Source organism: Flagellimonas hymeniacidonis (assembly GCF_008040165.1).
In the GTDB taxonomy this organism is placed as follows: Bacteria; Bacteroidota; Bacteroidia; order Flavobacteriales; family Flavobacteriaceae; genus Flagellimonas; species Flagellimonas hymeniacidonis.
On sequence record NZ_VRUR01000002.1, the window covers coordinates 61,892 to 86,311 of the forward strand.

At 36.8% G+C, this 24,420-nt stretch carries 25 protein-coding genes; 14 read left to right on the plus strand and 11 right to left on the minus strand.

The features are described from left to right. Positions 1-135: 135 nt before the first annotated feature. The 4 genes from FVB32_RS09115 to FVB32_RS09130 are packed head-to-tail and all read right to left on the minus strand — an operon-like array spanning position 136 to position 4,810. On the minus strand, positions 136-2,166 hold the full coding sequence (locus tag FVB32_RS09115; RefSeq protein ID WP_147743501.1) for a M3 family metallopeptidase: 2,031 nt from the start codon (positions 2,164-2,166) through the stop codon (positions 136-138). Between the two features lie 11 nt (positions 2,167-2,177). Further along, entirely contained in the window at positions 2,178-2,669 is a 492-nt protein-coding gene (purE, locus tag FVB32_RS09120) for a 5-(carboxyamino)imidazole ribonucleotide mutase (protein ID WP_147743502.1), read from the minus strand. Then, a complete protein-coding gene (rhuM, locus tag FVB32_RS09125) occupies positions 2,666-3,652 on the minus strand; it encodes a RhuM family protein (RefSeq protein WP_147743503.1) in 987 nt (328 codons plus the stop codon). Before rhuM ends, purE begins: the two co-directional genes overlap by 4 nt. A gap of 3 nt (positions 3,653-3,655) precedes the next feature. Beyond that, positions 3,656-4,810: a 5-(carboxyamino)imidazole ribonucleotide synthase gene (locus FVB32_RS09130; protein ID WP_147743504.1), complete on the minus strand. Its 1,155-nt coding sequence runs from the start codon at positions 4,808-4,810 to the stop codon at positions 3,656-3,658. Positions 4,811-4,927: 117 nt separating this feature from the next. Here FVB32_RS09130 and FVB32_RS09135 point away from each other — a divergent pair, with 117 nt between their 5' ends. The 8 genes from FVB32_RS09135 to FVB32_RS09170 all read left to right on the plus strand — a co-directional run bounded on the left by FVB32_RS09135 (position 4,928) and on the right by FVB32_RS09170 (position 12,735). Further along, positions 4,928-6,037, plus strand: coding sequence for an adenylate kinase (locus FVB32_RS09135; protein ID WP_147743505.1), 1,110 nt, complete (start codon positions 4,928-4,930; stop codon positions 6,035-6,037). A 26-nt stretch (positions 6,038-6,063) separates the two neighbouring features. Next, positions 6,064-6,579, plus strand: a complete 516-nt coding sequence (locus tag FVB32_RS09140) for a GNAT family N-acetyltransferase (RefSeq protein ID WP_147743506.1) — start codon at positions 6,064-6,066, stop codon at positions 6,577-6,579. 15 nt (positions 6,580-6,594) lie between these two features. Further along, positions 6,595-7,596, plus strand: coding sequence for a GTPase ObgE (obgE, locus tag FVB32_RS09145; protein WP_147743507.1), 1,002 nt, complete (start codon positions 6,595-6,597; stop codon positions 7,594-7,596). 62 nt (positions 7,597-7,658) lie between these two features. Continuing rightward, a complete protein-coding gene (locus FVB32_RS09150) occupies positions 7,659-8,183 on the plus strand; it encodes a DUF4136 domain-containing protein (RefSeq protein WP_147743508.1) in 525 nt (174 codons plus the stop codon). Between the two features lie 166 nt (positions 8,184-8,349). Next, the gene (locus FVB32_RS09155; RefSeq protein WP_147743509.1) at positions 8,350-10,380 is read left to right on the plus strand and encodes a S9 family peptidase; all 2,031 of its coding nucleotides are present in this window, start codon (positions 8,350-8,352) and stop codon (positions 10,378-10,380) included. Between the two features lie 270 nt (positions 10,381-10,650). Then, the gene (locus FVB32_RS09160; RefSeq protein WP_147743510.1) at positions 10,651-10,863 is read left to right on the plus strand and encodes a hypothetical protein; all 213 of its coding nucleotides are present in this window, start codon (positions 10,651-10,653) and stop codon (positions 10,861-10,863) included. A 91-nt stretch (positions 10,864-10,954) separates the two neighbouring features. Then, positions 10,955-12,013 (plus strand): sensor histidine kinase, encoded by a 1,059-nt coding sequence (locus tag FVB32_RS09165; RefSeq protein ID WP_147743511.1) that lies wholly within the window; start codon positions 10,955-10,957, stop codon positions 12,011-12,013. Further along, positions 12,010-12,735, plus strand: coding sequence for a LytR/AlgR family response regulator transcription factor (locus FVB32_RS09170; protein ID WP_147743512.1), 726 nt, complete (start codon positions 12,010-12,012; stop codon positions 12,733-12,735). Before FVB32_RS09165 ends, FVB32_RS09170 begins: the two co-directional genes overlap by 4 nt. Before the next feature lie 48 nt (positions 12,736-12,783). Here the strand turns inward: FVB32_RS09170 and FVB32_RS09175 are convergent, their stop codons facing one another. The 3 genes from FVB32_RS09175 to FVB32_RS09185 all read right to left on the minus strand — a co-directional run bounded on the left by FVB32_RS09175 (position 12,784) and on the right by FVB32_RS09185 (position 14,353). After that, complete coding sequence (locus FVB32_RS09175) at positions 12,784-13,158, minus strand: DoxX family membrane protein (RefSeq protein WP_147743513.1); 375 nt, start codon at positions 13,156-13,158, stop codon at positions 12,784-12,786. Positions 13,159-13,253: 95 nt separating this feature from the next. Then, the gene (locus FVB32_RS09180; protein WP_147743514.1) at positions 13,254-14,039 is read right to left on the minus strand and encodes an SDR family oxidoreductase; all 786 of its coding nucleotides are present in this window, start codon (positions 14,037-14,039) and stop codon (positions 13,254-13,256) included. A gap of 2 nt (positions 14,040-14,041) precedes the next feature. Continuing rightward, positions 14,042-14,353: a cupin domain-containing protein gene (locus FVB32_RS09185; protein WP_147743515.1), complete on the minus strand. Its 312-nt coding sequence runs from the start codon at positions 14,351-14,353 to the stop codon at positions 14,042-14,044. A 96-nt stretch (positions 14,354-14,449) separates the two neighbouring features. Between FVB32_RS09185 and FVB32_RS09190 the strand changes: the two genes are divergently transcribed. Further along, the gene (locus tag FVB32_RS09190) at positions 14,450-15,805 is read left to right on the plus strand and encodes a UDP-N-acetylmuramate--L-alanine ligase (RefSeq protein WP_147743516.1); all 1,356 of its coding nucleotides are present in this window, start codon (positions 14,450-14,452) and stop codon (positions 15,803-15,805) included. A 15-nt stretch (positions 15,806-15,820) separates the two neighbouring features. On the opposite strand, the gene FVB32_RS09195 is transcribed toward FVB32_RS09190, so the two are convergent. The 4 genes from FVB32_RS09195 to FVB32_RS09210 form a co-directional block, all read right to left on the minus strand. Beyond that, complete coding sequence (locus FVB32_RS09195) at positions 15,821-16,123, minus strand: antibiotic biosynthesis monooxygenase (protein ID WP_147743517.1); 303 nt, start codon at positions 16,121-16,123, stop codon at positions 15,821-15,823. A gap of 46 nt (positions 16,124-16,169) precedes the next feature. Continuing rightward, the gene (locus FVB32_RS09200) at positions 16,170-17,960 is read right to left on the minus strand and encodes an SMI1/KNR4 family protein (RefSeq protein WP_147743518.1); all 1,791 of its coding nucleotides are present in this window, start codon (positions 17,958-17,960) and stop codon (positions 16,170-16,172) included. 17 nt (positions 17,961-17,977) lie between these two features. Then, on the minus strand, positions 17,978-18,907 hold the full coding sequence (locus FVB32_RS09205; protein WP_147743519.1) for a WG repeat-containing protein: 930 nt from the start codon (positions 18,905-18,907) through the stop codon (positions 17,978-17,980). Positions 18,908-19,128: 221 nt separating this feature from the next. Next, on the minus strand, positions 19,129-19,578 hold the full coding sequence (locus FVB32_RS09210) for a DUF1569 domain-containing protein (protein WP_147743520.1): 450 nt from the start codon (positions 19,576-19,578) through the stop codon (positions 19,129-19,131). Between the two features lie 54 nt (positions 19,579-19,632). On the opposite strand from FVB32_RS09210, the gene radC reads away from it, so the two are divergent. Genes radC through FVB32_RS09235 form a run of 5 tightly spaced genes read left to right on the plus strand, consistent with a single transcriptional unit; the run spans position 19,633 to position 24,382 of the window. Next, positions 19,633-20,331: a RadC family protein gene (gene radC / locus FVB32_RS09215; RefSeq protein WP_147743521.1), complete on the plus strand. Its 699-nt coding sequence runs from the start codon at positions 19,633-19,635 to the stop codon at positions 20,329-20,331. Positions 20,332-20,342: 11 nt separating this feature from the next. Next, the gene (locus FVB32_RS09220; RefSeq protein WP_147743522.1) at positions 20,343-21,638 is read left to right on the plus strand and encodes a polysaccharide deacetylase family protein; all 1,296 of its coding nucleotides are present in this window, start codon (positions 20,343-20,345) and stop codon (positions 21,636-21,638) included. Next, positions 21,631-22,320, plus strand: coding sequence for a YjjG family noncanonical pyrimidine nucleotidase (locus FVB32_RS09225; RefSeq protein ID WP_147743523.1), 690 nt, complete (start codon positions 21,631-21,633; stop codon positions 22,318-22,320). The genes FVB32_RS09220 and FVB32_RS09225 overlap by 8 nt, the downstream gene beginning before the upstream one ends. A 59-nt stretch (positions 22,321-22,379) precedes the next feature. Further along, positions 22,380-22,931 carry a hypothetical protein gene (locus FVB32_RS09230; protein ID WP_147743524.1) on the plus strand — a complete coding sequence of 184 codons (552 nt, stop codon included), beginning with the start codon at positions 22,380-22,382 and terminating at the stop codon, positions 22,929-22,931. After that, the gene (locus FVB32_RS09235; RefSeq protein WP_147743525.1) at positions 22,928-24,382 is read left to right on the plus strand and encodes a DUF5723 family protein; all 1,455 of its coding nucleotides are present in this window, start codon (positions 22,928-22,930) and stop codon (positions 24,380-24,382) included. Before FVB32_RS09230 ends, FVB32_RS09235 begins: the two co-directional genes overlap by 4 nt. The last annotated feature ends 38 nt before the right edge of the window (positions 24,383-24,420 follow it).

A 24,420-nucleotide genomic window follows, 5' to 3' on the forward strand; every position in this document is an offset into this window, starting at 1 on the left:
GTACCAAATGTAATAGATTTTAGTTAATGATTTCATGCTTTGTCTATTACAAACGACCTTAAAAAGTATCACGAAAAGTTCATGATCTTATACTTTAAACAAAGATTAACAAAATGAAAATCAATATAATTGGGTTTATCCAGCCTTTTTGATCAAACCAGCACGCTCCAATAATGGCTCAATTCTAGGCTCAGCACCCCTAAAACGTTTGTAAAGCGTCATCGGATTTTCTGTTCCCCCTTTGGAAAGCACATGCTCTTTAAATTTAGCGGCAATTTTCTTATTGAAGATTCCATTTTCCTTAAAATAAGCGAAGGCGTCCGCATCTAAGACCTCAGCCCATTTATAACTGTAGTACCCTGAGGAATATCCACCTTGAAAAATATGTGAAAAAGCGGTGCTCATACAAGTTTCAGGAGTTTCTGGGAATAGATTTGTCCCTTCAAATGCTTTTATTTCATAAGCTTTCACGTTTTTAATTTCAGATGGATTGGTGCCATGCCAAGCCATGTCCAAAAAACTAAAACTTAGTTGCCGAAGTGTTGCCGTACCTTCTTGAAAAGCAGCAGATTCCTTTATTTTTTGAACCAGTTCCATTGGAATTAATTCCCCCGTTTCATAATGAAAGGCAAACAATTCCAAAGCTTCTTTTTCATAACACCAATTTTCCATAATCTGGCTGGGTAATTCTACAAAATCCCAATAAACTGATGTTCCAGAAATACTCGGATAGGTTGTATTGGCCAACATTCCATGTAAACCATGTCCAAATTCATGAAAAAGTGTGGTTACCTCATTAAAAGTGAGCAAGGAAGGCTTTGTGGTCGTAGGCTTTGTAAAATTACAGACGTTGGAAATATGGGGTCGATTATTTTTTCCATTTAAAGTGTACTGGGGTTTGTATGAGGTCATCCATGCCCCACCTCTTTTTCCTGGTCTAGGATGAAAATCAGCATAAAAGAGTGAGACCAAATTTTCAGCATTGTCATACACTTCGAAGGTTTTTACCTCATCATGATATTTTTCAACATCAAAAACCTCTTTAAACGTAAGACCAAAAAGTTTTTCAGCTACTTTAAAAACGCCATCAATTACATTTTCCAGTTTAAAGTAAGGTTTCAATTTTTCGTCATCCAAGTTGAACAACTTTTGTTTCAGCTTTTCCGAATAATAAGCACTGTCCCATTTTTCCAATTGCTGAATACCGTCCAGTTCTTTCGCAAACTCTTCTAACTCTACAAACTCTCTTTCAGCAGCAGGTTTAGCTTTTTCCATAAGTTCCGTTAAAAAGGTCTGAACCTTCTCTGGAGTTTCAGCCATGCGTTCCTCCAAAACAAAATGGGCATGAGTTTCATACCCAAGCAAATTAGCACGCTCGTGTCGAAGAGAGACAATTTTCAATACGTTTTCTTGATTGTCCAGTTCGTCTGCATGAAATCCTTTGCTCCCAAAGGCAAGCGATAATTTTTTGCGGAGGGCCCTTTTCTTTGCATATTTCATAAAAGGAATATAGCTTGGGTAGTCTAGGGTAATCAACCAGCCTTCCTTGTTTTTTGATTTGGCCAATTGGGCAGCTGCTTCTTTCGACCCTTCAGGTAAACCATCCAAGTCTTCTTCCTGGGCCAATAACAACTCATATTTGTTGGTTTCAGCTAATACATTTTTTCCAAACTGAAGTTTTAATTTGGATAGTTCTGCATCAATTTCACGAAGGCGTTTTTTTTCAGAATCGTCCAAATTAGCACCATTTCTACTAAAACTCTTATATCTTTTTTCCAGTAAGGTTTTTTGCTCTGGGTTAAGTGACAAGGTATTTCTTTGCTCGTAAACTGTTTTGACACGTTTAAAAAGCGCTTCATTAAGCGTGATGTCATTACTGAACTCTGATAGCAGGGGAGAGACTTCTTGCGCTATTTTTTGAATTTCTTCATTGGTTTCCGCGGAATTCAAATTGAAAAACACACTGGAAATACGATCTAATTGTTGTCCTGAAAAATCCAAAGCCTCCAACGTATTCTCAAAAGTGGGAGCTTCAGGATTTTCTACAATGAGATCTATTTCCTTTCTAGCGTTTTCTATAGCCTCAAGAAAAGCAGGTTTAAAATGTGAATTGTTGATCTGTTCAAATGGGGCTTTGTCAAAAGGGATAAGTAGGGGATTGTTCATTGTATTCTAAGCTATTTTTTATTTCGGATTTCTTCAGCGCCTTTAATGACCTTTTCTTTGAGGCCTTGTTTGTAGACTTCAATTTTGTCCAAAACACATTTATCTGCACTTCCAATAATTTGAGCAGCCAAAATACCAGCGTTTTTGGCGCCATTCAATGCAACTGTGGCCACGGGAACACCTCCGGGCATCTGAAGAATGGACAGAATGGAATCCCATCCATCAATGGAGTTGCTGCTTTTTACAGGAACTCCAATAACAGGCAAAGGAGATAGCGAAGCAACCATTCCGGGAAGGTGTGCCGCGCCTCCAGCACCGGCAATAATGACGGAATAGCCATTTTTATGGGCGTTTTTACTAAAATCAAACAGCTTTTCCGGGGTTCTGTGTGCAGAAACAATATCTACATCAACCTCAATATCAAAACCTTTTAAAATATCCACTGCATCTTGCATAACGGGAAGGTCACTGGTACTGCCCATCACTACGGCTACTTTGCTCATATGGTATTGTTTTTATTTCTGTTAAGAATGCTAATAACTAATCTTTTTACGGTTTCCATTTCTTCTGCATTGCTCGAAGCGATAAATAAAGTCAAACTTGCTAATGCTTCATTGCTTATAATAATTTCTCCTTCTTCGTTGAACAACAACTTGTTAGATTCTAAAAACATTAAAAAACATGCTGCTGCAATCCTTTTGTTTCCATCGGTAAAAGCATGATTTTTGACAATCAAGTATAGTAAAGTTGCGGCTTTTTCCTCAAGACTTGGATAAAAATCTGTTTCTCCAAATCCTTTTGATATTTGTGCTAATGCACTTTTGAAACTTTCATCCTTTTCAAAACCAAAAATATCAGAATTAAATTCAGTTTTCATTTTATTCACTAAATCTTGATATTCGGATTCTTTGGGATAAATAGGTGTTCGTTTGGTGAGACCTTTACTATCAAGATTTTCATGGTCATAATCATCTAATAATAGCAGTCCTTTAGAGAACAGATTCAGATATTCGTAACCTTTTTTACCAGCTTTTTCTTCAATGGCTCTTGTTACTATCCGAATACTAGAGCGTAAAAAATGAATTTCTTCTTCTTTTTCGGCAAGTCTTCTTTGGTTGATGGCATAACCTTTTATTAAATAATCTTTTAATTTCTGATTTGCCCATTGCCTAAATTGTGTGCCACGATTCGATTTTACTCGGTACCCAACAGAAATGATTACATCAAGATTGTAAAGATCAATTTTTCTTTCTACTACTCTTCCCCCTTCATTTTGAGGAACTGTTGCATTTTTTGCAACAGTTGAATTGAAAAGAAGTTCTTTTTCAGAAAATATATTCTTAATGTGTCTTGAAATAACAGATTTATCTCGTTCGAATAATTTGGCAAGTTGATTAATGGAAAGCCACACAGTATCTTTCTCAAGATTCACCTGAATCTCAGATTTACCATCTTCAGTTTTGTAAATCTCAATATTGTAAGACATCAACTATGATGAAATAACTTTAATCGTTTCTTTTACTTGTTGGGCAACTTTTCTGGCCCTATTCATATCCTCATCAACAATGGTAACATGACCCATTTTTCTAAAAGGACGGGTCTGTTTTTTTCCATATATGTGTGGGGTTACACCTTCCATTTGCAGAATGGAATCTATATTTTGATAGGAAACAGCTCCTGTATGGCCTTCGGCACCAACCAAGTTCACCATTACTCCGGCTACTTTACTGTTCGTTTTTCCTAAAGGCAAACCTAGAATGGCTCTTATGTGTTGTTCAAATTGATTGGTATAACTAGCTTCAATACTGCAGTGACCACTATTATGAGGTCTTGGTGCTACTTCGTTGACCAAAATTTGGTTGTCTTTGGTCTGAAATAATTCTACAGCAAGCAGTCCTATATGTTCTAAATGTTCTGAAACTTTTAAGGCTACCGCCACTGCCTTTTGCGCAATAGAGTCCTCAATACGAGCTGGACATATCACATATTCCACCTGATTCGCTTCAGGATGGAATTCCATTTCTACAACAGGGTATGTACGTACCTCTCCATTCGTGCTTCGCACAACAATAACGGCCAATTCGTTTTTAAAATCGACCATTTCCTCGGCAATACATTCCAGATTGGGCAGTCCTTTTAAATCCTCAATTTTGCGGACTACTTTAACCCCTTGCCCATCATAGCCAAACTGTGCACTTTTCCATACAAATGGAAACTGTAAGCCTCCATTGGAGATGCTATCTTCAATTTCTGAAGTATATGCGAATCGGGTAAACGGAGAAGTGGGAATGTCATTATCTGTGTAAAACAGCTTTTGTGTTGCCTTGTTTTGAATGGTACGCAGTGTTTTTGTGGGGGGATACACTTTTACACCTTCTTGCTCCAATTTCTCTAAGGCGTCCACATTTACATTCTCAATTTCAATGGTCAAAACATCTACATCCTTTCCAAAGTTGTAAACGGTATCAAAATCTAACAAACTGCCCAAGACAAATTCATTGCAAGCTATTTTGCAAGGGGCTTCGTTAGAGGCATCCAATACTTTGGTTTGAATGTCCCATTTTCGGGTCTCGTAGAGCAACATTTTGCCCAATTGTCCACCACCTAAAATACCTAGTTTAAAATTGGAAGAGAAAAAATGCATCTATCAGTAAATTGGAATGAAAGCAAAAATACATGAATTCCCCGAAGGGATAAAAGCTTAGCGGGTAAAGCGCCACTAAAATGTTATCTTTGCCAACCTAATAAAATTGATGATAAGTTGATTAAGCTTCATGACAAGGTTTTTAAACCGTATTTAGGGGAGGATGAAATTTTGGGAGCCGTGAAAAAAATGGCTACCGAAATAGCTGAGGATTATAAGAATGAAGTTCCCATTTTTGTAGGAGTGCTCAATGGCGCGTTTATGTTTGTTTCAGATTTTTTGAAAGCATACCAGCACCCTTGTGAGGTTTCCTTTGTTCGTCTAAGTTCCTATCACGGTCTTACCTCCACAGGGATTGTAGAAACCTTATTGGATGTTCCTGAAAATATTGAGGGGAGAAGTGTCATTATTTTAGAGGATGTTATTGATACGGGAAGAACTTTAAAGCAGTTAGTGCATTTGTTCTCCCAAACCAATGTAAAAGAATTTAAGGTAGCTTCCCTTTTTTATAAGTCAGAGGTATACTCAGGGGAATATTCCATTGACTATATAGGGCTGGAAATCCCAGATAATTTTATTGTGGGATATGGCCTGGATTATAATGAATTGGGAAGAAATTTAAGAGAAGTTTATCAACTAAACCAGACAGATATGATCAACCTAGTGCTTTTTGGAAAGCCAGGAGCGGGTAAGGGGACCCAAGCAGGGTTTTTAAAGGAAAAATACAATTTAAAGCATATTTCCACCGGGGATGTTTTTAGGTACAACATAAAAAATGGAACAGAATTGGGTCTATTGGCCAAGTCTTATATGGATCGCGGGGATTTGGTTCCAGATGAGGTTACCATTGATATGTTAAAGGATGAAGTTGAGAAAAATCCAGAAGCCGCGGGCTTTATTTTTGACGGTTTTCCAAGAACCGCTGCCCAGGCAGAAGCTTTGGACAACTTTTTGCAATCTAAGGATATGCAGGTAAATGCTACCATTGCTTTGGAAGCTGAGGATGATATCTTAGTGTCTCGCTTATTGGAACGTGGAAAGGAAAGTGGTCGTACAGATGATCAAGATGAGAGTAAAATTCGCAATAGGTTTGATGAATACAATCAAAAAACGGCGCCTTTAAAAGCGTATTACGAAAAACAAGGAAAGTTTCATTCGGTAAATGGAATAGGGGAAATTGAAGAGATAACGGGACGGTTGAGTGTAGTGATTGATGGACTTTCTTGATTTTGGACTAAAAATCGAAAGTAGGTTTGGATTTACAACCAATTTTAAAAAATGATTTGGTCCGTATAAGGCCACTATCACCCAAAGATTTTAAGAAGCTTTACCAAGCTGCTTCTGATGATTTGATTTGGGAACAGCATCCAGATCGGGATAGAGGAACTTTGTCGGGATTCGTAAGTTTTTTCAGCGAATCATTGAAATCCAAAGGAGCCCTTTTAATTGAAGATCAAAAAACTGGAATCACCATTGGAAGTTCTAGGTATAAAATATTACTCGATTACAATGGGGCAGTCGAGATAGGATGGACATTTTTGTCCCGAAAGTATTGGGGAGGAACATATAATGCTTCCATTAAGGAATTAATGGTGCATCATGCCTTTAAATTTGTGTCTCAGGTTATACTTTTTGTAGATAGCGATAATCTTCGTTCCCAAAAAGCGATAGAAAAATTGGATTTCATCCGTAAAGATCAGCTGATCATCAACAGAGGTTCTGGGCAAGCAAAAAATGATATGGTTTATAGTATAAATAGAGTGCAATAACTAAGGAAAAAGAACGTGACTGAAGGTAATTTTGTTGATTATGTAAAAGTACAAGTGGCCTCAGGTAATGGGGGCAAGGGCTCTGTGCACCTACATCGGGAAAAATATATTACCAAAGGAGGACCAGATGGAGGGGACGGTGGCCGTGGCGGTCATGTTATTGTTAGGGGCAACAGCAATCTTTGGACGCTCGTCACCTTTAAATTTAAAAAGCATTTCAAGGCAGGTCACGGAGAACACGGCAGTAAAAACCGAAGCACAGGAGCCGATGGTAAGGATGTATACATGGATGTCCCGCTAGGAACTGTGGTAAGAGATACTGAAACCAATGAAATTCTATTTGAGATTACGGAACAGGGAGAGGAAAAAATAGTAGCTCAAGGTGGAATGGGAGGCCGTGGCAATTGGCATTTTAAGAGTGCCACAAACCAAACGCCAAGATATGCACAACCTGGAATTCCAGGTGAAGAAGCCCAAGTTACCTTGGAACTTAAAGTGTTGGCAGATGTTGGGCTGGTTGGCTTCCCAAATGCTGGAAAGTCAACACTACTTTCTGTAATAACTTCAGCAAAACCTAAGATTGCAGACTATGAGTTTACCACGCTAAAGCCCAATTTAGGAATCGTAGAACATAGAAATTTTACAAGTTTTGTGATGGCTGATATTCCTGGGATTATCGAAGGAGCTGCTGAAGGAAAAGGCTTAGGCCATTATTTTTTGAGACATATTGAACGCAACGCTTCCTTACTTTTTCTAATTCCTGCGGATAGTAAGGACATTTCCAAAGAATACGAAATATTGTTGGATGAACTAAGACGTTACAATCCAGAGTTGCTGGACAAAGAAAGATTGGTGGCCATTTCTAAAAGCGATATGCTGGATGAGGAACTTATGGCTGAAATGAAGGTGGAATTGGACAAAGATTTAAAAGGCACCTCTTATCTTTTTATTTCATCCGTTGCGCTACAGGGCATCCAAGAACTCAAGGATAAACTGTGGGCACTTTTGAACGAATAATCCTTCAAATCCTGCTTCTGAAACCAATTATTCATTAATTTTAAAGGGATACTTTAATTGAAATGAGATATCTTTTTTTAATACCACTCTTCCTTTTACTCAGCTCTTGTAGTGGGGTTAGGGTGAATTATGACTATGATAAGGCTACTGATTTTTCTAATTATACAAGCTATAACTACTTTTCAGATATTTCATCCGGTCTTAGTGAACTGGATGAGAAACGATTGATGCGGGTTTTGGATTCCACACTACAGGCAAAAGGGTATCTTTTGGCGGAGGAACCAGACTTTTTTATCAATATTCTTAGTAATGAGTATAGAAACGCTCCCAATAATGCTGTAGGAGTTGGGGTTGGTGGAACGGGCAGGAATGTTGGTGGTGGGGTTTCTGTCGGATTACCTTTAGGTAATTCTGGAATTCAACGGCGAATACAATTCGATTTTGTAGATGCCCAAAAAGACGCACTTTTTTGGCAAGCTTCCAGTGAAAGTGGATTCAGGGAAAATGCTTCTCCCAGTGTGCGTGAAGATAGGCTGAAAGCTGTGGTGAAAAAGGTATTCTCCAAGTTTCCTCCGGAAAGGAAATAGTCTCCGCTTACCTAGACCAATTTACCGCTCGTCATATTCTACAATCAAGGAATTTTTCCTTCAACTATTTTTGGTGTGATTAAAATGTAACAAATGCTTTTTAATTGAGTCTTATTTAGAAGATTAACTTCTATTATTCAATCAGAAACTATTAATTCAAACACTTATGAAAACAACATTAAATTTTAGCACCATTTGTGGAGCAGCCCTGTTTTTACTGATGGGGGCAACCACACATGCGCAAGAAAAAACACTTCCTGGGAATCCGAGCTTGGTAAGTTCAGATGATGAACTTATCTCACTTGCTTCCTTGGATGAAGGAGATTATAGATACACTGTTTCGGACTATTTTGCCAATCCAAAGGCATTTACGTTCAGGTTTTCACCAGATGGTAAATATTTATCGTATCGTGAAAGTGATGAAAATGGAAAACAACATATTTACGTTAAAAGCCTTGCAACAAATCAAATTAAAAGAGCCATTGAAGAAAAGGATGAACTGGTAAGATCGTATGGCTGGTTAAACAATGAAAGACTGTTCTATTCCATGGATAAGGGTGGTGATGAAAACTATCATATTTATGCGGTGGATTTAGACGGAAGCGATTTAAAAGACCTAACTCCTTTTGATGGGGTTCGGGCTCAATTTACAGAATTGCTCAAGGAGGACAAAAATCACATTATTGTTTCTCTCAATAAAAATAACCCACAGGTATTTGAGCCTTACAAAGTGAATCTGGATAATGGAGAGCTCACTCAACTTTACACCAATGAGGATGCTGCCAACCCGATAGCGGGATATAATTTTGATAAAGATGGAAACCTTAAGGCATTTGCTAAAATCAGAGATGGTGTGGAGCAAGATATATACTATGAAGATGGGACTGGTGGGTATACGACAATTAAAAATCTGAATTGGAAAGATGCCTTTAACATTCTTGACTTCAACTATGGTACTGAGAACCCTCACGATGCCTATATTCTATCAAACCTAAGCAGTGATAAATCGGAAATAGTGCTTTATGATTTAAAGGAGGATAAAGTAATTGAGAAGATCTTCAGCAATGATCAGTATGATGTTCAAAATATGGGGCTTTCCAGAAAGAGAAACTATGAAATAGATTATTTCTCCTATGAAGGTGAGAAAAGTATTATGGTTCCTGTTAGCGATGCATTTAAAAAGTTGGATGCCAAGGTCAAAAAGGAACTTCCAGGTAAACAATATAGCGTTTTGGATACCACAGATGATGAAAACCTATATATGGTCTACGTGGACAGTGATCGATTGTATGGAGTGTATTATTCATACAATGTATCGAAAGATGAACTTACGGAGTTGTATAATACCATGCCACAGCTTAAGGAAGAAGACATGTCCGAAATGCGACCCATTACCTTTAAAAGTAGGGATGGAATAACATTGCATGGCTACATTACGCTACCAAAAGCGTCGTTGGCAGGAGAAAAAGTGCCTGTTATTGTGAATCCTCACGGAGGACCACAAGGAATACGTGACTCATGGGGTTTTAACCCAGAATCACAATTATTTGCTAGCAGAGGATATGCAACGCTACAAGTCAATTTCAGAATTTCTGGAGGTTATGGACGAGAATTTTTGGAATCTGGTTTCAAACAAATTGGGAGAAAAGCGATGGATGATGTGGAAGATGGCTTAAAATATGTCATAGATCAAGGCTGGGTGGATGCAGATAAAGCAGCCATATATGGAGGTAGCCACGGCGGATATGCAGTGCTAAGAGGTTTGACCAAAACACCAGATTTATATGCTTGCGGAGTGGATTATGTTGGCGTTTCCAATCTTTTCACCTTTATGAAGACCATTCCACCATATTGGAAGCCCTATTTAAAGATTATAAAGGAAATTTGGTATGATGAGGATGTGGCCGAGGAAAAAGTAATTATGGAAGAAGTATCTCCGGTGTACCAGATAGAAAAGATTAAAAAGCCTTTGTTTGTAGTTCAAGGGGCTAATGACCCAAGGGTTAATATAGACGAATCGGATCAAATTGTGAGTGCTTTGAGGGGTAAAGGCTATGATGTACCTTATATGGTTAGATATGATGAAGGCCATGGTTTTGGTAAGGAAGAGAACCGAATAGCGCTATATAAAGCTATGATGGGCTTCTATGCAAAACATTTAGGGAAACAAGAGATACCTACTCCACTTAAAGACTAGCAGAAATTGTATATAAAGAATTAATGAAAGGAGCTTTTAAAAGCTCCTTTTTTTGTTTGGTAAAAGGCTATAGAAGTCAGAATTACCGTTCGAGCTTTCAATTTTACCACTGGTCATAATCTACTTTATTTCTGTAGGAATGCAAGGTATTTTTGGGGTATAACAAACAAAACAAATACCAAATGATAGCTCTAGCAAAATTAATTATCACATTACTCGTAAATATTCTTGTTTAATTAAATCACAAGTTCAAGCTTAAATATATCAACAATGAAAAAATTAAACACATCACAAAAAATAGTATTGATTTCAGGAATTATAGGAGTGCTCATTGGCATTTACGGAAAATATGATGGTTGGTTATATGATGACTATTTTATATTCTTTTACACGGGCATATCGCTTATATGGGTAGCTTTTTTAAGAACAGACAGAAGATGTCACAAAAACTCTAGAAAAGCATCAAGAGAAATAGCTGAATAGGAATCATGGAGCCATTTGCCATGAAAGAAGAACAAAGGCTTACCACCCTATGGCAAAAAACTATATTTGAAAAAAATATTGATACACGTTAATGGAATTAACCCGTAAAAAAAGTAATTACAGTTTTTGGATTCTTCAACTTCTTGGTTGGGGATTCATCAATATGATTTCAATTTTTGCCCTAAAGAAAATAAGTACTGAGTTGCTTATATATTCCATAGTATTTGGCATGTTCATCGGGATTTTTTCAACTTCCATTTTACGTTGGTATTTAAAAAGGAATATTCAATTCGATTCTTTTGGTATTAAAGAGCTCATAAAAATAGTTGTCTCTTTTTTACTTGTGGCTGCACTCTTTGGGGCGATGAACTATGGGTTTGGTTATTTCTATGCCAAATTTGGGCCGGAACTATCAGAAGCCGAAATTCAGATGTTCAATAATTATGATAAAGTCTGGATACAGGTATTCAATGCTCTTTTCCTAATAGGAGCATGGACTGTTACATATTTAGCAATTAAGCTATTATTGAAATTAAATAAAAACCGAATTGAAAGGTTAGAACTAAATACCCATCTTAAACAGGCCCAACTTAATACCCTAAAAGGACAGATCAATCCGCATTTTATGTTCAATAGCCTTAACAATATAAGAGGGCTAATGTTGGAAGATGTAGATAAATCTCGGGAAATGTTGACCAAACTTTCTGAAATACTCCGGTATTCTTTGAGCAAGAATAATATTAATGCCATTGCAGTCGAAGAAGAGCTGGAAATGGTTGACAATTATATAGATCTATCAAAAATTCAGTTTGAAAACCGATTGGAGTTTGTGAAAGAGGTAGATAAAGATGTATTACAGCTTCAAATACCACCCATGATCATACAGTTGTTGATAGAGAATGCCGCTAAGCATGGTATTGCTAACTTAAAACAAGGAGGTCGAATCGTTTTAAGCTTAAAACAAGAGGGTGAACTTTTGGTCATAGAAGTTAGAAATACAGGAAAACTCCAAATTGGAAAAAATACGACCCAGTTAGGGCTAAAAAACATTCGGCAACGATTAAAATTACTATATGCTGATAAGGCATCCTTTAGCTTAAATGAGATTGCCGATGAGGTGGTGGCGAACATAAAAATCCCGCTGGCATGAAAATTAAAGCAGTAATTGTTGAAGATTCCAGGTTGGCCAGAAATGAGTTAAAAGAACTCATTAAAAAGCACGAAGAAATTGAACTGGTTGGAGAGGCAGAAAATGTGGACTCAGGATATGAACTCATACAGAAGGAGCATCCAGATTTGTTGTTTCTGGATATAAACATGCCAGAAAAAGACGGTTTTGAGCTACTTGAAATGCTTGATGAGGTTCCCATTACCGTTTTTACCACAGCCTTTGATGAATACGCCATTAAATCATTTGAATACAATGCGTTGGATTATCTACTTAAACCTGTGAACGAAAAACGGTTTGCAAAAGCATTGGAAAAAGTTACGACCCAGCTAAGTGGAAATAAAGAAGAAGTTGCCACTACCAAAAAATTGTCCGAAAACAGTCAAATCTTCATTAAAGATGGAGAATCTTGTTGGTTGGTAAAAGTTGGGGATATTTCTCATTTTGAGATTGTTGGAAATTATACCAGAGTATTTTTCGATAAGAAAAAACCATTGTTATATAAATCACTTAATCAGGTTGAGGAAAAACTGCCAGAACAGTCTTTTTTTAGAGCCAATCGCCAGCAAATTGTAAATACCAACTTTATTGAAAATGTAATGCCATGGTTCAATGGCAAGCTGAAACTTCAGATGAAAAATGGGGAAGAAGTGGAAGTGTCCAGACGGCAATCTTATATTTTTAAGGATAAGATGAGTTTATAATCAAAAAACGGAGTAGAAAAAAGGCCTTCTTAAGAAGGCCTTTTAAATTTAAGCTCTTAAGAGTTCCTTATATCTGTCTTTATATCCCATAAGAACAGCAATATTCAAGACAAGTAATATTAGAGCTCCCATAATATCTGCTGGGGCCAATGTTGCATGAAACAGTACAGCATTTACAGAAACACTCATAAGAATAACGGCCATTAGTGCGCCATACTTATTCAGAATAAAAGCCAGTCCAGCCAAAATTTCTATAATACCTACGATTTTAAGAAGATGGGTTGGGCCAATGCCAGCAAAGTAGTTGCCAGCTAGTTCAGGCATTTCCCCAAATGGGATAAACCCAAAGAATTTATTTAAACCAAATACTAGGACAAATAGCCCTAAAAGAATACGGGCTACTAGGAAAACTTTTGAATTCATGTGTTTGAATTTAGTGGTTAAGCAATAAAATTAACCAAAAATTAGGAATTTGATAATTTATACAGAGCAAAATTCGATAATTGACAGATATTGAATTACAGTGATTTAAGCAATCCTCCGTCAATGGGGATATTGATTCCTGTAATGTATGCAGCTTGCTCTGAAGCCAAAAAAGCTACCAAAAAGCCATATTCCTTAGGATCTCCAATGCGTTTCATTGGCACTTGGGCTTCCATGTTAGCTTTTACCTCTGAAGCAGATATTCCTAGTTTTTCAGCTTTTTTGCTGTTCAGTTGCGCTATTCTATCCGTATCAAAGTATCCCGTAAGAACGTTGTTGACGGTAATTCCGTCTTTGGCTACATCAAAAGCCAAGCTTTTTGCCCAAGTCACTACTGCTGCTCTAATAGAATTTGATAATGCCAAATAATTCAAAGGTTCTTTAACAGAAATGGATGCCACATTGATTATTCTTCCCCATCCCTTTTTTTGCATGTTTTCTACAGCAAGCGCTGTGGTATAAACAACAGACTTGAATAAAAGATCAAAAGCTTGTTGATAATCCTCTACCTTTTTTTCCAAAGCTCCGCCGGCTGCAGGCCCCTGCGTATTATTTACTAAAATATCAATGGAATGTTGATTAAAAAAAGAGCGCATGGTGCTCTTATATGTTTCAAAATTGGAAAAATCTACAACGAGATATTGATGTTTTTGACCTTGATCAGATGGTAACAGTGAGATTATGGCCTTCATTTTTTCTTCGTTCCTAGCCATAAGGGTTACGTTTGCCCCGCTAGCGGCCAATTGTTTTGTAATGGCTTCACCAATTCCTTTGCTGCTACCCCCAACCAATGCGTTTTTGCCTAAAAGTGTAATATTCATAACTACTTATATTCTTCTCTTGCAGGACTAAAAATATCCATCAATTTACATGGGGTGAGTGCCTTTCCACTGTGTGGCACATTAGACGGAATTATGACGATGTCGCCGGGGTAATAAATGGCCGTTTTTCCTCCAAGGGTAAATTCAAAATTCCCTTCCAGAACATGCATAATTTGTTCGTGCACATGGTTATGCTCAGGTACTTCTGCATCTTTTTCAACATCCCAAAATGCCCAGGTCATAGTTTCACTATGAACCATTTTTCCATGGTATCCCGGCATAATTTCTTTTGATTGAATTTCAGATAAGTTCATTGCATTCAATTTTGTTCTAAGATAGAGATTAATAAGATGAAATCTTAGTTTGTATTGACTTTGCCAATGTCTATTTTTGAGATATAAATTGTAACAATGAAAATCCACTTTATTGCCATTGGCGGAAGCGCTATGCACAATCTAGCCCTTGCTTTGGAACACAAAGGATATACTATTACGGGAAGTGATGACGTAATTTTTGAACCGTCAAGAAGTAGATTGGAAGACAAAGGATTGTTGCCCACTGAATTTGGATGGTATCCGGAAAAAATTCACGGGCAATTGGATGCGGTTATTCTTGGGATGCATGCCAAACCGGATAACCCTGAGTTACTAAAAGCACAAGATTTGGGTCTAAAGATTTACTCTTATCCTGAGTTTTTGTATGAGCAGTCTAAATATAAGACAAGGGTAGTAATTGGTGGCAGTCACGGTAAGACCACTATTACCTCAATGATTCTTCATGTGTTGGATTATAATGACATTAGTGTGGATTATATGGTAGGTGCACAATTGGATGGTTTTGACAGAATGGTGCACCTTACTGAAGAAAACGATTTTATTGTTTTGGAAGGGGATGAATATTTATCCTCTCCTATAGATAGAAGACCTAAATTTCATCTATACCAACCTAACATTGCTTTGTTGAGTGGTATTGCATGGGATCACATTAATGTGTTTCCCACTTTTGAGAATTATGTGGAACAGTTTCAGGTTTTTGTAGACAGTATTGTACGTGGAGGCAGCATTACATATAATGAAGAAGATGCAGAGGTGAAAAAAGTGGTAGAGGCTACAGAAAATCAGATTCGGAAATTTCCATATGGTACTCCCAACTATAATGTTGTGGATGGAACAACATTTTTGGACACTCCTGAAGGGGAAATGCCTATGGCTGTCTTCGGAAAGCACAATCTAAATAATTTAGCCGGAGCCAAATGGATATGTCAGAACATGGGGGTAGATGAGGCAGATTTTTATGAGGCAATAGCTTCTTTTAAAGGAGCTTCAAAAAGAATGGAAAAAATTGCTGAAGGAAAGGGAAAGGTTGCTTTCAAAGATTTTGCACATTCTCCAAGCAAGGTTAGAGCTACTGCAATGGCAGTTAAGGAACAATATCCCAAACGCAAATTAATAGCATGTTTAGAATTACATACCTATAGCAGCCTCAATTCTGAGTTTTTAAAAGAATATGATGGCGCCATGGACGCTGCTGATGAAGCCGTTGTTTTTTACTCTCCAGATGCCGTAAAGATCAAGCAATTAGAAACGGTTACAACTGGACAAATTAGGCAAGCGCTAAACAGGGAGGATGTTACCATTTTTACGGACCCTGCTCTGTTTCAGGGTTATCTGTTTAATCAAAATTTTGACAATGTAGCACTACTTTTAATGAGCTCTGGTAACTACGGAGGGTTGGATTTTGAAAGGGTAAAGTCTGTTTTTCAATAAGTACCTTTTTAAGGATTAATCCGCAAATACCTCGTAGTGCGTTACTTTTTTAGGAAAATCCAATAAATAATCTTTGTCTTCGGGATAGTATTTTGCTTTTTCATAATCTTGTCCGGCAAAGTTTCTAATAACTTCCATGTTTTCCCAAAAAGTTATCAGATTGAAATAGGCGTGATTTTCGTCGGTTCTTTTTAAAAAAGTAAGCTTTATAAAACCATCTGTTTTTGAATAGTCGGGTATGGCCCGCGCCTTCATGAAATCTGTATATTCTTCCAAATGTTCAAGCTTTGTATGTCCTTTCCAAATTCTAGCAATCATTTATTTAGTTTTTATAAGTAATCTACTGAGATAGTTTGACCTTAGTTTAATTGATGCCTTTTTTAAAATCCTCTAAGATTACATCAAGTTCTAGGTCATTCAGAATTTCATTTTTATCAAAACCTAAAGATACTGCTTGGTTTAATAGGTCAATAGCTTTTTTAGACATGTGTTTCTTAACATAGAACAAGGAAAACTGATAATAGCTCCATGAGTAGTAGGGGTCAAAAATGACTAATTCATCAAATATTTTTTGTGCCATATCATACTTTTCCAAATGAATATAACACCTGATAAGGTTGGCATAAGGAACTATCCAATGATGAACCTCAAAACTCTTGTTGAAACATTCAATTGCTTTTTGATAGGACTTCAATCCAGCGTAACAACATCCTTTAAGATTATACAATCCTTGAGGGTTTTCCTTTGCTCTGGCAAAAGAGGCATACTTTTCTAGGCAGTTGAGCGCTATGGCATAGTGCTTTGCGTTGATCAATTCCAAAGCAATGTTTTCATACGGGACAGCTTCTTCCTCTTTTTTGATTTGAACCAGTTTTTCAATCAAGATGTATATCTGTTCCCCATCATCTAATTTCGCATAGGTATAGATAAGCGTAAGATGTATAAAGGGTAGATACTTCTGATTCTCCTTTTCTTTTTTGAATAATTTCCAGCTCAGAATTAACTGACCCAATGCTTCAACCGTTTCATAGTCCTTATAAAGATTGTACAGTTCACCTAATAGCGCTATGGCGTTATGAACATCTGGAATATCATCTTGAGGGGTAATTGTTTGCAAAGCTCTTTTAGGTTGGTTCAGTTTTAATAGGCAATAAGCGAGTAATCTTGTGAATTCATAATCAAGTTTAGGCTCATTTCCGCATTCTATAGCTTTTTCAAAACTTGCAAGTGCCTGCTTAAAATTGCCAAGACCCACTAAAGCTTTTCCTTTTAAGGAGAGCCATTCCTTTAATGGCCTTTCTTTAAAATTTGAAGCTCCTTTTTTAATAAACTTAAGAGCTAATTCATAGTCTGCGTGTTCGGATTGATTTAAAGTGTAGTCGATACATTTAGTTAAGGTTTTGTATGGCAGGGCATCGCCCTTAAGCAAATCCCGAAATACCTTTTTTATAGGCTGTTTGTCTTTTACATCTTTAAATTCATGGATAAGGGATGTCAGTTCCTCCAAATTCTGGGGCAGAAATGAATGTTTGGAGTATTGGGAAAGAATGCGCTCAATGGCAACATTCTTTTCTTCTACCTGCTGTATCTTTTTGCTTAACCACGCCTCATACCATTCAAGGAAGTTGTTGGCCTTAAACAAGAATCCCTCATCGTCTACGGTTAGATTTATCCAGATCTGCCCTTTATTCTTGCCACATACTATCAATCCATAGTATGTACCACATCCCCCATTTCCAACACATAACAACCCATTTTCCGATGCATCATAAAGTAAGCTAGCTTCTGTATCCTCTTCATCAAGAATCTTATCCACTCTATCAGTAAAGGCATCAAAGTCCTCTTCTTGACTGTTATGTTTAAATATGCTATTGAACTCATCTGGGTCTACCCAAGGCATATGCAACTCTGGATACGTACTATTCACCTTAAGTGGTAAAACACCGGTTCCTGGGCCTAAACCTCCATTGCCAATTTGCAATAAAAAACCTCTATATCCCTCTGGTAAAGTAATGCGATGTCGTTCTTCAAATGCGAGAACTTCTTTTTCTTTTAAAGGTAGGTATTGATAGTTTTCAATTTTATACAAGTATTGCGAGTTTGCAAAAATCAGTTTTCTTAAATAGTCAATTTTTTGTTTTATTTCGAGGGTCATTTGTTGGGGTGATGTAATTAATATGAGTGATGATATAAATGTTCTTCTCCATTGCTTTTCAATAGATAGATTTTGTTCTTTCTTTGGGCAACTAGCCCATTTTTAGCGATAAAATCATAAGATTTTCTAGATGTAGCCCCATTTTTAAACAACAGCTTGAATCGCTTTTTTTTTCGGAAAACTCCCATTGCATTTGGTAGAGAAATGTCAAAACGAATACAGGCAAAACGGCTTTCTTGTATTTTTTTCCCGTCTTCAAAGTAATGCCATTGCCTTCCTTTTTTAAGGGCTGTTATGGGGTATATATAATGCGGATATTTTTCTGAATAATATGCTTTCTCGAAAATGGGATCGACTAAAACATTGCCTAGCAAATCAATAATTCCAATTTTTTCTTTTTCAACCACGAGTATAAATTTTGGATTTATGGCAATGATATCGTCATAGGCAGGTGCTATCTGTACCTTCTCTTTATTTTTGATACCATACTTCCCATTTTCACCTTTAAAAATCTGAAGCTTGGGAAGTGAAGGTTCTTCATTCTTTAGATAATTATTGGATGCTGTCCCAGTTTTTAAATCAAAGGCTAGGTCTTCAAAGATTACAATATGACACTCTTCAGGAAAAGGAGCCAATTCAAAAGTCTTATATGTTGGCTGTATTAGAAACTTGCCATATCTATCAATAATGCCATATTTTCCATCCAATTTTACCAAAGCGCCTGATTTAAAAAATGGATAGGCAATGTCAAATCCTTTGGGAAACAATTTTTTATTTTTATTTACATCCAAGAAGTACATTTCCCCTTCTTGTTGAATAGGAAGGATGCCCTTGTCGGCAAGCAAGAATTGGGCATCCAATGCTTCTACGTTTATTTGGCTATTCCATTGCGCTTTCATAAGCGTCACCATTGAAAGAAGAATTATTAAGCTTATCCTTTTTTTCATTTTTTGGCGAATACCATGTTTTATGCTGTTAGTTGATTTGCCAACATCTGAGGCTGTATGGCAAGATGTTTTGAAAATAAGAAAAGCAACAAGGCAAAAAAAGAGTGATCTGACAGGTGATAGTTGCCAGTTGACGAAAGGTCTTTGTTATCAGCTAAAGGTGGTGAAGATAAAATACTATAAAGAAGATACTCTAATCAATAAGTTTTGAAAAAACTGAGCTAAGCTCCAAATTGTCTTAAATGATGATCTAGATGTTTGTACTGCATTTGACCCCATTGCTCATGTGTAAAATGCCCAAAACCTGGGTGTGGTTCCCAACTTTTTCTGTTTTTTTCAAGATGAAAATCACTTACCGCAACTACAAGCTTGGTTTTTTCTGGAGTAAAATCTTTTTTGTCGACAACCTTAAAAGGTTTGGCAGTAGGTAGGTTGGGCTTCCATAATTTGTCGTCATACATTCCTTTTTTAAAACTTTTAAATAGTATCTTCATCAACAGATTTGGCTTTTTCATTGTATACCTGCCCAAGGCAAGATTTAATGGAAATTGACAATGGTGCAACATTTGTCCAACCTCCATTTTACCCCATTGTCCAGTACTAGATTCAGACAATTTATCTATTCGGTTTAATATTTCGGAGTGGGTCTCACTATCAAAAAGAGATTTCATTTTGGAAAGGATTAGAATAGAAAATTACATAAATTAATCAGCTATATTTAAAGCATGCAAGAAAAAATAGCTTCTTTTTCCATTAAAAATTGGGCGGATGATGATAGGCCACGGGAAAAATTGGTTCAAAAGGGACGTTCAGTACTTTCAGATGCAGAATTAATTGCCATTTTGATAGGGTCTGGCAGCAAAACTGAAAGTGCGGTACAATTATCTAAACGCATTCTTGCATCGGTAAACCATAACTTAAATGAACTTGGTAAACTTTCCATAAGTCAATTAATGCAGTTTAAAGGAATTGGAGAGGCCAAGGCAGTATCCATTGCTGCAGCCTTGGAAGTGGGCAGGCGTAGAAGGGGTGGCGATACCCGAAAAATAGCTAAAATCTCTGGAAGTAGGGATGCATTTGAACTATTGTATCCATTAATGGGTGAATTAGAGCATGAAGAATTTTGGATTGTTTATCTTAACAATTCCAACAAGGTGATTCACAAATCCCAATTGAGTAAGGGGGGGATCACAGGAACCTTGGTGGATGTGCGTTTGGTACTAAAACAAGCACTGGAACTTGGGGCAATAGGAATTGTTTTGGCTCATAATCACCCTTCCGGAGCGTTAAAGCCTAGTGCCGCCGACAAACAGATCACTCAAAAACTTAAAATAGCCTCTGAAGCATTGGATATTAAAATTTTAGATCATTTAATTTTAACCCAACATGATTATTTAAGCTTTGCAGACCAAGGAATTCTTTAGTTGACCAACCCATGTTATTAATTTTTACGCATAAAATCACAAACCGCCTCACCTATACCGCAAAGCAGATTTTCGGAAGGATTCTTGGCATTGAAATCACATTTACCACTAAGGTTGAAGATTTTATTAAACATACCGGCCCCAAAATAACGTATTCCAAACAACCTTTACAGAACGAGTTTTTTATACGTAGCAACGACCTGCTTTTTGAACAGGGAATCAATGATTTGGACATTAAAATTGGTGATTGGGATGGAATCCCATGCTTTTTTTCTTCTGGTGAAAAAAGTGCTATTCCCTATGATGTTTTCTCGGCGAGCTTTTTTCTTTTAAGTAGGTATGAGGAATATCTTCCACACGTAAAGGACAGTGTTGGTCGGTTTCCTGCTAAAGAGAGTTTGGCTTATCAGCATAAATTTTTAGAGCTTCCGGTGGTTGATCTATGGGCATACAAACTACTGAAGTTGCTTAAGGAACGTTTTCCTGACTTACAGCACAAAAAACGAGCATATAATTTTACTTCCATTATAAATGTAACTACCTCTCATTGTTATGCGCTTCGAGGCTTTATACGAAGCTTGGGAGGATTCTTTATGGATGTGGGCAACTTCAAGTTTAGACGCATGTTCCGACGGATATCGGTGGTTTTGGGGGCAAGAAAAGATCCTTATGATAATTTTCAGGAATTGATAGAGATTCATAAAAAGTTTCCGATAAAAACGATGTTTTTCTTTCAATTTGCCAAGTATTCCGCTCATGACAAAAACATTTCTCCAAACAATAACAAGTTCGGATATCTCATTAAGTCGGTTGCAGATTATAGTGAAGTATCATTGAGTACTTCGTTTTTATCCTCAACGGATAAAGTGGTTTTAAAAGAGGAGAAGAGATTACTTGGCAATCTGATTAACAGACCGATTAACTACTCAAGATTAAGATATAATCGCGTAAATGTTCCGAGTACATATAGAAATCTTATAGAAACTGAATTTACAGATGATTTTTCTATGGGATATACCCATGAAATAGGATTTAGAGCAGGTACGTGTACTCCGTTTTATTTTTATGATATTAATATGGAGGTAAGGCAGCCACTAAAAGTTCATCCGTTTGCGGTACACGATTATGCTTTGGTAAACAGCAAAAAGAAGGAAGAGATTTTTGCAAAAATGGACAAGGTGTACGAACTGGTACAACAGGTAAATGGAAGTTTGATCACTGTTTTCTCCAACGAATTGTTGGGAGGAAATCATAAACTAAACTGGTTGGAACTTTATCAATCCTTTTTAAGGCGTTATTATGTTTAAAGGAAGGATTACGGATATTTTCTTTGATTTAGATCATACCCTTTGGGACTTTGAAAAGAACTCAGCGCTTACTTTTGAAAAAATTTTAAAAGAAAACAGGATAGATGTTCCTTTAGAGGATTTTCTTAAAACCTATATCCCCATAAATCTCGAATATTGGAAATTATATCGTGAAGATCAAATAACGAAATCAGAATTAAGATTCCAGCGCTTGAAGAAAACTTTTGATGCCATTGATGCTCCGGTTTCAAATTCATCAATAGATAAATTAGCACATGAATATATCGCACATTTATCCTCTTTTTCATATTTGTTTCCTCATACGATTGAAGTTTTGGACTACTTAACCCCAAACTATGCACTTCACATCATCACTAATGGATTCCAAGAAATTCAAGAAAAGAAACTTAAAGGTTCAAATATTCATCATTACTTTGAGCATATAATAAATTCCGAAACAGCAGGGGTGAAAAAACCTCATCCGTATATCTTTGAATTGGCACTTTCAAAGGCCAATGTTGCTGCAAATAATGCACTCATGATTGGAGACAGCATAGAGGCTGATATTATAGGAGCAAAATCGGTAGGATTCCACGTACTTCATTTCAATGCGCATAAAGAATCGAAACACGATTTATGCAAAATCATAGATAATCTTATTGAAATAAAAAGCATTTTATAGAGTTATAATAGGGTGCAGTATTGGCCCCGATGTTTTTATTGCAAAATGTTTTTGAACCTATGAAAAGATTACTTGTGCGCCATATTTTGGCAGCCACCATACTGGCTATGTCGCTATCATGCTCCGAGGAACAGGATTTTGACCAGTTTGATGATTTAAGCATAACACCCACTGTTGCTTCCAGTCTTTTATATTTAGAATCAGATGAGGAATTCATTAACGATGCGTCTGTAGCTACCACATTCTATTCTCAAACCTTCAATTTTGATGCCTTTAGCGAACAATTTGTTGCAGAAAGATTGTTAGAAGGAACAATATTCTATGAATTGGAGAATACCACTAGTAAAAGATTGAATATTGCAATTGAATTTTTAGATGAAGCTGGGAATGTTTTGGATACAGAGATATTTAATATCGACCCTGAACCTACACCAACACAATCCATAGCAATAGTATATGGATCTGGAGGCAAAAGTTTAGATATTTTAACAACTACTTCAGCATTAAGAGTAATAGGCTCCAATTTAGGGGATTCCACTAGTGTTTCTAACCAGCAGGACCCTAAAGTAATAGTAAGGTCAGCGGCCGAATTTTTATTTCGTCTTAAATGAGGTTAGGCAGGATATTTATTTTAACCACGATTTTTGGGGTGACTTCTTTGTGGTCACAAAATAAACAATTGCTGTATGATTTCTATGAGATACCACAATCATTGATGGTTAATCCTGGTGTTAAAACTTCAGAGAAATGGCATACAGGAATACCGTTCATATCTGGGCTTGCATTTCAAGTGGGAACTAGCGGAGTTACTGTAAACGATCTATTTGCCAATGATGGAGTGGATTTTACCACCAAGGTTAGGGAACGTCTCATAGATGGTATGCGACGGAAAGATGATTTCAGTACCACAAGTCAGATAGAAGGCTTCAATATTGGATTCAGAGGCAAAAACAGGCCAGATGATTATTATTCCTTTGGAATATATGGAGAAACGGACATCATCGTCTATTGGCCAAAAGATTTGGCAATTTTAGCGTTTGAAGGGAATGGCGGAGATAATATTGGAAGAAGTTTTGACCTTGGAGATTTAAGCCTAAGAGGGGAGATGGTCAATGTTTTCCATTTTGGAATTAACCGAAAAATGAGCAACACGCTTACAGTAGGGGCACGAGCAAAAGTATATTCCAGCATTTTTCAATTTCAATCCACCAAAAATTCAGGGTCTTTCAGAACCACGCAAGGTCAGGATAATATCTTCAATACAAGTATAGTTGCTGATATGCAGCTTCAAACGTCAGGTGTTGAAGGTATTGTGGATATCTTGGAAGAAGACACATCGACTACCCAGAAAGATTTAACGAGCTTATTTGCTAAAAGAGTGTTGTTGGGAGGCAATCTGGGGCTTGGCTTTGATGCAGGATTTAGTTATAAACTTAATCCACAAACAACGATTACTGGAAGTGTGTTGGATGTTGGATTTATTTATAATTCCAAAGATGTTAAAAATTACACCTTAAGAGGAAATGCAAGCAATGAAGGGATTACGGTCATCTTACCAGAAGACATTACAAGTCTGGGGAACGATTTGTGGCAAGATTTAATAGATGATATTGAAGAATCGGTGCCTTATGAGGAGAACGATTCCGGATACATTTCTTTTAGGCCTGTTAAAGCGTATGGGTCTATACGTTATGATTTTGGTCAAGATGAAGGTTCCAATAAAGACTGTGCATGTCCTGTTAACATTAGTAGTGGCCAAAATGATGATTTTTATAGAAACAGTGTAGGGGGGCAGCTATTTATGATGAAAAGACCTAGGGGAGTGCAAGCGGCTTTAACTGGTTTTTATCAAAAAAGGCTTGGTAGAACAATGTCTCTTAAAGCAACATATACAGCAGATAAATATTCGCTGACAAACATTGGACTGGGCTTAAATCTACAGGCTGGACCAGTTAATTTTTACATTTTAGGAGATAATCTTTTAGGATATAGAAATATCGCCGATAGCCATTATGCTTCTTTACAGTTTGGATTTAATATTATATCTTGGAACGATAATTGATTATCTGTTCTATATGAAATCTAGACTATTATTTTTAT